This window comes from Methylobacterium sp. WL103 (genome assembly GCF_008039885.1).
Taxonomy (GTDB): Bacteria; Pseudomonadota; Alphaproteobacteria; order Rhizobiales; family Beijerinckiaceae; genus Methylobacterium; species Methylobacterium cerastii.
The window spans coordinates 1-6234 of sequence record NZ_VRUX01000238.1 but is presented as its reverse complement, the minus strand read 5'-3'; the positions used below and the strand labels follow the sequence as shown (position 1 = coordinate 6234).

Here is a 6234-nt window from a genome sequence, read left to right as displayed (position 1 = left end):
GCGCCACCCACGCCCGCACCCGCGCCACCGGGTTCCGCCTCGACGAGGGCCGGCTCGTGGCCGTTGAAACCGAAGCCGGCGCGATCCCGTGCGACCGGGCGGTGGTCGCCGCTGGCGCCCGGTCGGGCGCGCTAACCGCATCCTTCGGCGACCGGCTGCCGCTGGAGAGCGAGCGCGGATACCACGTGATGATCGCCGACGCCGAGGCCGGCCCGCGCACCCCGGTGATGGCCTCGGACGCCAAGATGGTGGTCAACGCCATGGCGGGCGGCCTACGCGCGGCGGGGCAGGTCGAGTTCGCCGGGCTCGACGCGGCACCGAACTGGAAGCGCGCCGAGATCCTGCGCGACCACCTGACCAGCATGTTCCCGGACCTGCCCGAGACCGTGCCGGCCGAGCGCATCCGGATGTGGCTCGGCCATCGCCCGAGCATGCCGGACGGGCGGCCCTGTATCGGCCGCGCCCGGCGGACCGCGGACGTGGTCTACGCCTTCGGCCACGGGCATGTCGGCCTCGTCGGCTCGGCACGCACTGGGCGCCTCGTCGCGCAGCTCGTCGGCGGAGAGGCCCCGGAGATCCCGCTGGCGCCGTTCGATCCCCGGCGCTTCCTGTAAGGCGGCGGTACACCGCACACGCGTTTCCCTCCCGCGCAGAGGGGGGAGGGAAGAACGTACCGGGCCCGCTCCGCACCTTCCTGCCGATCAGCGGGAGCCGACGTTCGACGGCGTCGCGAAGCGGTTCGCCGGGAGCCGCAATCCGTAGCGGTGCATCAGATCCTCGACGATGAGCATGCGTCCCGCCCGCCGCAAGCGACGCGCCGGGAGACCTGCCTCACGCGTCCGTAGGCGCGTGGCCGTGTCTCGGCGCCCGCCTAGGGTTCGAACGGAAACCGCCGCACGATGCGGAACGGCGCCGCGCCGTCCTGGCGCAGCAGCGTGATCGCGTCGATCGTCAGGGAGAGCGGCGGGCAGCTTGCCGCCAAGCGGGCGCGCCAGGCCTCGCGGGCGTCGTCCGCGAGGCGGCCGGTCAGGGTCATGTGGAAACGGAACGCCTTGAAGACGTGCGGATAGCCCCAGCGATCGAAGAGCACACGGCGGCGCGGGTCGAGGTCCTCGGGGCGGCGCCGCGCCCGCTCGGTCGGGGTCAGAGGCGCCCGGAACGGGTCGAGGGCGGCGAAGCATTCGGCTGCGAACAGGCCAAGTTCCGGCGGCGGCGCGGTGGGCACCAGGGCGACGAAGTCCCCCAGCAGGACGACCGCGAGCGGCCCGATCGGCAGGAGAGAACGGGCATGCACCAGGTCGGTGCAGGCCGCGACCAGGTCGTCCTCGCTTCGGCCGGGGGCGAGGCGCATCGGGGCCTTCAGCGTCGCGTGGAAGCCGTAGACCCGCGGCGCCGCGGTGACGGCGGCGAGCGCTGCGCGGTCGGCCGGATCCCAGTCCGGCGGGGGCGTGTCGCCCAGGATCGCGTCGCCGAAGGCGGCCAGCGCTGAGCCGGGTTCGGGCGTCGTAGAGCGCGTAGCGGGTCGGGGCGTCCACGGGGCCGCTCGCTGCGGGAGTGACCGGGGTCGCGGCCCGCCGCGGATAAAACCCGGCCGCCGCTTCGGCAAGGCGTGGCTGCTCAGCCCCGCGGGATCGGGCGGTTGCGGCAGGCGGCGCGATATTGCTGCCGGCGCAGGCCGCGCAGGTTCCGGCGGTCGGCTTCCTGGGTGCAGGCGATCTTGCGGTCCGCCTTGTTCAGGCTCTTCGTGCCGCTCGACGGCACGTCCGTCGGCGCAGGCGCGGTGTAGGATTGGGCGAGACCTGCCGTCGTCAGCAGTGCGAGAACCAAGCTGCTTGCCAAGACTGTACGCATGCGACGAACTCCTGATTGCCGATCGCGCCGGCGGGGCAATAACCGGGCCAAGCTTGGCCGGGGGTCGAGGCCGATCGTTCAGGGGGCGCCCGCGGCCAGCGCGGCGACGACGCGGCCCGAATCCGAGACCCATCCGAAGATGCCGCCCTGCGCCACGATCATCGCGAGGCCCGCCGCGTGGAAGGCCGGAATATACGAGCCGCAGGCATCCGACACCACAAGGCAGCGGTAACCGCGGTCGTTGGCCTCGCGCACCGTGGTGTGGACGCAGACCTCGGTGGTGACGCCGCAGACGATCAGCGTGGCGATGGCGCGCGCAGTCAGGATCTCCGCGAGGTCGGTGGCGTAGAACGCGCCCTTGCCCGGCTTGTCGACCACGGGCTCGCCCGGCAGGGGCGCGAGGGCGGCGACGATGTCGTGTCCGGGTTCGCCACGGATCAGGATGCGGCCCATCGGCCCGGGCGCGCCGATGCGGGCCGAGGGCGCGCCGCGCTTGATCTTGGCAGCTGGCGCGTCCGACAGGTCGGGACGGTGCCCCTCGCGGGTGTGGACCACGAGGAGTCCGGCCTGCCGTGCCGCCGCGAGCAGCGCCTGTGCCGGCGGCACGGCGACGGCCAGCAGCGAGACGTCGTTGCCGAGGCTTTCGCCGAACCCGCCGGGCTCCAAGAAGTCGCGCTGCATGTCGATGATGACCAGCGCCGTCGTCGCAAGGTCGATTGCCAGCGGTGCCGGCTCGGCGTCCACGGTCACCATGGCGAAGGGTCTCCCGTCGTGCGGCCGACTCGGCGGCGCGCGACCCCGACGATGTCGTCCGACGGCGCGAAACGCATCCACAAAGACTGTCCGGCGCTGCTTCAATAGTGTGCGGGCGCTGCCGCCGCGATGGGCGACGACCCGGAACGTGGCGGGCGCGGTCCCGTCGGGGCCGCGGTCGCGGCCGTCCCGCCTTGGCTCCCGGCCAAGCCGTCACGACACCCGCGAGAGCGGGCGCCACAGGTAAGCCGGCGAATCTGTTGCCGAATTATGACTCGGCCGGCGCGTCTGCCCTGGTTGGCACGCGCTGGCATATCGGTTGCTGCCTGCTCGACGGATTTTCGGCACGGAGACGGCAGCCATGATCGCTCGAACCCTCGTTGCAGCGGCCCTGTCGCTCGGATTTGTCCAGGCCGGCGCGGCGGCCGACCTCGACGCGAAGAAGGCCCCGGTGGAGGCACCCGCCAAGGAGGCGCCGTTCTTCCTCTTCGCCGACACGCAGTTCAGCTATCGCTACCAGTTCCCGACCGTGTCGCCGGGCGTGCAGATCCAGAAGGCCGACGGGAGCTTCCGCAGCCGCGAGGCGCCCAAGCAGATCTACAACATCTCGCATGCCGACGCCTGGGCCTACGGCACGAACTTCTTCTCGCTCGACATCCTGAAGTCGGGCTCGCAGTTCCCGGCCGGCACCACGAACCCGCCCGGCAGCGTCGGCGCGCCGTTCTTCGCCGACTACGGCAACACAGAAGCCTACGGCCTGTATCGCGGCACGCTGAGCCTCAACGCGATCACGAACTCCAAGGCGTTCACGCTGCCCGGCATCGTGAAGGACGTGTCCCTCGCCTTCGGCTTCGACGCCAACTCGCAGAACGACGCGTTCGGCTCGAAGAAGCGCGACGTGGTCGGCGGCCTCAACTTCTCGTTCGACGTGCCGGCCGGCTTCCTCAACCTGTCGGTCCATGCCTACAAGGAGTGGAACCGCAACGGCTTCAACCTGCAGCCCGACCGCGACCAGAGCTTCGACGTCGTGCCGGAATTCGAGCTGGTCTACAATTTCCCCCTCGGCTTCACCAACCTGCCGTTGAGCCTCACCGGCTTCAACAACATCGTTCTGCCCAAGGGCCGCGGCGTTCAGAACACCGCCGACTTCGCCTTCAACCCGAAGCGCGGCCTCGAATTCCTCTCGCGCACCAACCTGGTGCTCGACGTTGGCAAGCTCATCTACGACCAGCCCAACAAGGTCGATGCCTTCATCGGCTTCCAGTACTGGCTGAACAAATTCGGCAACGTCGAGACGGCGACGTTCAAGGGAACGGAAGAGAAGAGCTTCCTCGCCGGCGTCGCGTTCCACATCTTCTGATCGCGGCTGGATCGTCGGTCGAGCGACCGCAACGGAATGGGAGACGGCATGACGGGATCCGACGCGAAGCTCCGGCGCCTGTGGGTCCGCGATCCGCTGGCGATCCTCGCGGAGGGGGCGGCCGGGGGCGTCGTGGTCGAGGGCACCCGCGTCGTCGAGTGCGTGGCGGCCGGCGCCAGGCCGGCCGCGCCGGTGGACGAGACTTTCGACGCGGCGCGGCATGTGGTGATCCCGGGGTTGATCAACACCCACCACCATTTCTTCCAGACGCTGACGCGGGCCCACCCGCTGGCGATCAACAAGCCGCTGTTTCCGTGGCTGAAGGCGCTCTACACGGTCTGGGACAAGATCACCCCCGACGCGTTCCGCCTCGCCACGCGGCTCGCCTACACCGAGCTCCTGCTCTCCGGCTGCACCACGGCGGGGGACCACCACTACCTCTACCCGAAGGGCCTGGAGGATTCCGTCGACGTGCAGGTCGACGAGGCGCAGGCCCTGGGCATCCGCGCCTTCGTCACCCGCGGCTCGATGAGCCTGTCGGTGAAGGACGGCGGCCTGCCGCCCGAGTGCCTGACGCAGGACGACGACACCATCCTCGCCGACAGCGAGCGGGTGCTGAACCTGTTCCACGACCCCAAGCCCGGCGCGATGGTGCGGATCGGGCTGGCGCCGTGCTCGCCCTTCAACGTCACCAAGCGGCTGATGCGCGAGAGCGCGGGCCTCGCCGACCGCTACGATTGCCAGCTCCACACCCATCTCGGCGAGACGCTGGACGAGGACGCCTACTGCCTCGAGATGTTCGGCCAGCGCCCGGTCGACTACCTCGAGGAGGTCGGCTGGATGAGCCCGCGGGCCTGGCTCGCGCACGGCATCCACTTCAACGACGACGAGGTCCGGCGTCTCGGCAAGGCCGGCGTCGGCGTGTGCCACTGCCCGACCTCGAACATGACCCTGGCGTCCGGCCAGTGCCGCACCTGCGAGCTGGAGGCGGCGGGCTCGCCGGTGGGCCTCGGCGTCGACGGCTCGGCCTCGAACGACAGCTCCAACCTGATGGAGGGCGTGCGCCACGCCCTGATGATCAACCGCCTTACCTATGGCGCCGAGCGGGTCACGCATCTCGACGCCCTGCGCTGGGCCACCGAGGGCTCGGCCCGCTGCCTCGGGCGCGACGACATCGGCCGGATCGCGCCGGGCCGCGAGGCGGACCTGGCGCTGTTCACCCTGGACGAGCTGCGCTTCTCCGGCGCGCACGATCCCCTGGCCGCCCTGGTCCTCTGCGGGGCGCACCGCGCCGACCGGGTGATGGTCGCGGGCGCGTGGCGGGTGGTCGACGGGCACCCCGTCGGCATGGACACGAGGAAGCTCCGCGAGGAACACGGCCGGCTCGCCCTCAGCCTCCTCGGCGACGCCTGATGGCGGGCGTGCCGTCGAACGCCGCCGGGACCGGCGTCGGCATCGGTACGAGCACCGGCATCGGCACAAGCATAAACAGCGGCACAAGCACCAACACCGGCACAACCACCAGCACCAACACAGGCATCGGCACCGCGCCGCTCTACGGGGCCTACGGCATCGTCAAGCGCTTCGGCGACTTCACCGCCAACGACGGCGTCGACCTCGAGATCCGGGCCGGCGAGATCCACGCGCTGCTCGGCGAGAACGGCGCCGGCAAGTCGACCCTGATGAAGATCCTCTACGGGCTGCTGGAGCCGACCGAGGGCGTCGTCACCCACCGGGGCGACATCGTGCGGCTGGCGAGCCCCGAGGCGGCCCGCGCCATCGGGATCGGCATGGTGTTCCAGCACTTCTCGCTGTGCGAGAACCTGACGGTCGCCGAGAACATCGCGCTGGTGATGCCCAAGGGCCTGTCGGGCAAGGCGCTGGCCGAGCGGATCGCGGCGCTCGGCGCCACCTACGGGTTGCATCTCGATCCCGGCCGGCCGGTCTGGTCGCTCTCGGCCGGCGAGCGCCAGCGCATCGAGATCGTGCGCTGCCTGCTTCAGGACCCGCGCCTCGTCATCCTCGACGAGCCGACCTCGGTGCTGACGCCGGGCGAGGCCGAGCTGCTGTTCTCCGTGCTGGAGCGGCTGCGCGACGAGGGCCGGGCGCTGCTCTACATCTCGCACCGCCTCGACGAGGTGCGCCGGCTCTGCACCCGCGCCACCATCCTGCGCCACGGGAAGGTCGTCGGCGCCTGCGACCCGCAGGGCGAGAGCGCCCGCTCGCTCGCCGCCCTGATGGTCGGGGCGCAGGTCGGCGCGGTCACCGGC

Annotated in this window: 7 protein-coding genes; 4 read left to right on the top strand and 3 right to left on the bottom strand. The window is 71.1% G+C overall.

Annotated elements, in window-relative coordinates:
• The coding region (locus tag FV222_RS14930) for an FAD-dependent oxidoreductase (RefSeq protein WP_147814872.1) at positions 1-614 on the top strand (614 nt) is incomplete at its 5' end.
• Between the two features lie 257 nt (positions 615-871).
• Here FV222_RS14930 and FV222_RS14925 read toward each other — a convergent pair.
• The 3 genes from FV222_RS14925 to FV222_RS14915 form a co-directional block, all read right to left on the bottom strand.
• The gene (locus FV222_RS14925; RefSeq protein WP_246685478.1) at positions 872-1606 is read right to left on the bottom strand and encodes a DUF1045 domain-containing protein; all 735 of its coding nucleotides are present in this window, start codon (positions 1604-1606) and stop codon (positions 872-874) included.
• A gap of 11 nt (positions 1607-1617) precedes the next feature.
• The gene (locus FV222_RS14920; RefSeq protein ID WP_147752645.1) at positions 1618-1851 is read right to left on the bottom strand and encodes a hypothetical protein; all 234 of its coding nucleotides are present in this window, start codon (positions 1849-1851) and stop codon (positions 1618-1620) included.
• A gap of 78 nt (positions 1852-1929) precedes the next feature.
• Positions 1930-2604 carry an isochorismatase family cysteine hydrolase gene (locus FV222_RS14915; RefSeq protein ID WP_147814870.1) on the bottom strand — a complete coding sequence of 225 codons (675 nt, stop codon included), beginning with the start codon at positions 2602-2604 and terminating at the stop codon, positions 1930-1932.
• Positions 2605-2965: 361 nt separating this feature from the next.
• On the opposite strand from FV222_RS14915, the gene FV222_RS14910 reads away from it, so the two are divergent.
• From FV222_RS14910 to FV222_RS14900, 3 genes are all read left to right on the top strand, one after another.
• Positions 2966-3964: a hypothetical protein gene (locus FV222_RS14910; RefSeq protein ID WP_147752647.1), complete on the top strand. Its 999-nt coding sequence runs from the start codon at positions 2966-2968 to the stop codon at positions 3962-3964.
• A 48-nt stretch (positions 3965-4012) separates the two neighbouring features.
• The gene (locus FV222_RS14905; RefSeq protein WP_147814868.1) at positions 4013-5377 is read left to right on the top strand and encodes an 8-oxoguanine deaminase; all 1365 of its coding nucleotides are present in this window, start codon (positions 4013-4015) and stop codon (positions 5375-5377) included.
• On the top strand, positions 5377-6234 hold an 858-nt coding region (locus FV222_RS14900; RefSeq protein ID WP_246685477.1), incomplete at its 3' end, for an ATP-binding cassette domain-containing protein. The genes FV222_RS14905 and FV222_RS14900, both read left to right, overlap by 1 nt.

Coding starts and splice junctions, on each gene's coding strand:
- FV222_RS14920 (WP_147752645.1), bottom strand. CDS start 1,851: ATGCGTACAGTCTTGGCAAGCAGCTTGGTTCTCGCACTGCTGACGACG.
- FV222_RS14915 (WP_147814870.1), bottom strand. CDS start 2,604: ATGGTGACCGTGGACGCCGAGCCGGCACCGCTGGCAATCGACCTTGCG.
- FV222_RS14910 (WP_147752647.1), top strand. CDS start 2,966: ATGATCGCTCGAACCCTCGTTGCAGCGGCCCTGTCGCTCGGATTTGTC.
- FV222_RS14905 (WP_147814868.1), top strand. CDS start 4,013: ATGACGGGATCCGACGCGAAGCTCCGGCGCCTGTGGGTCCGCGATCCG.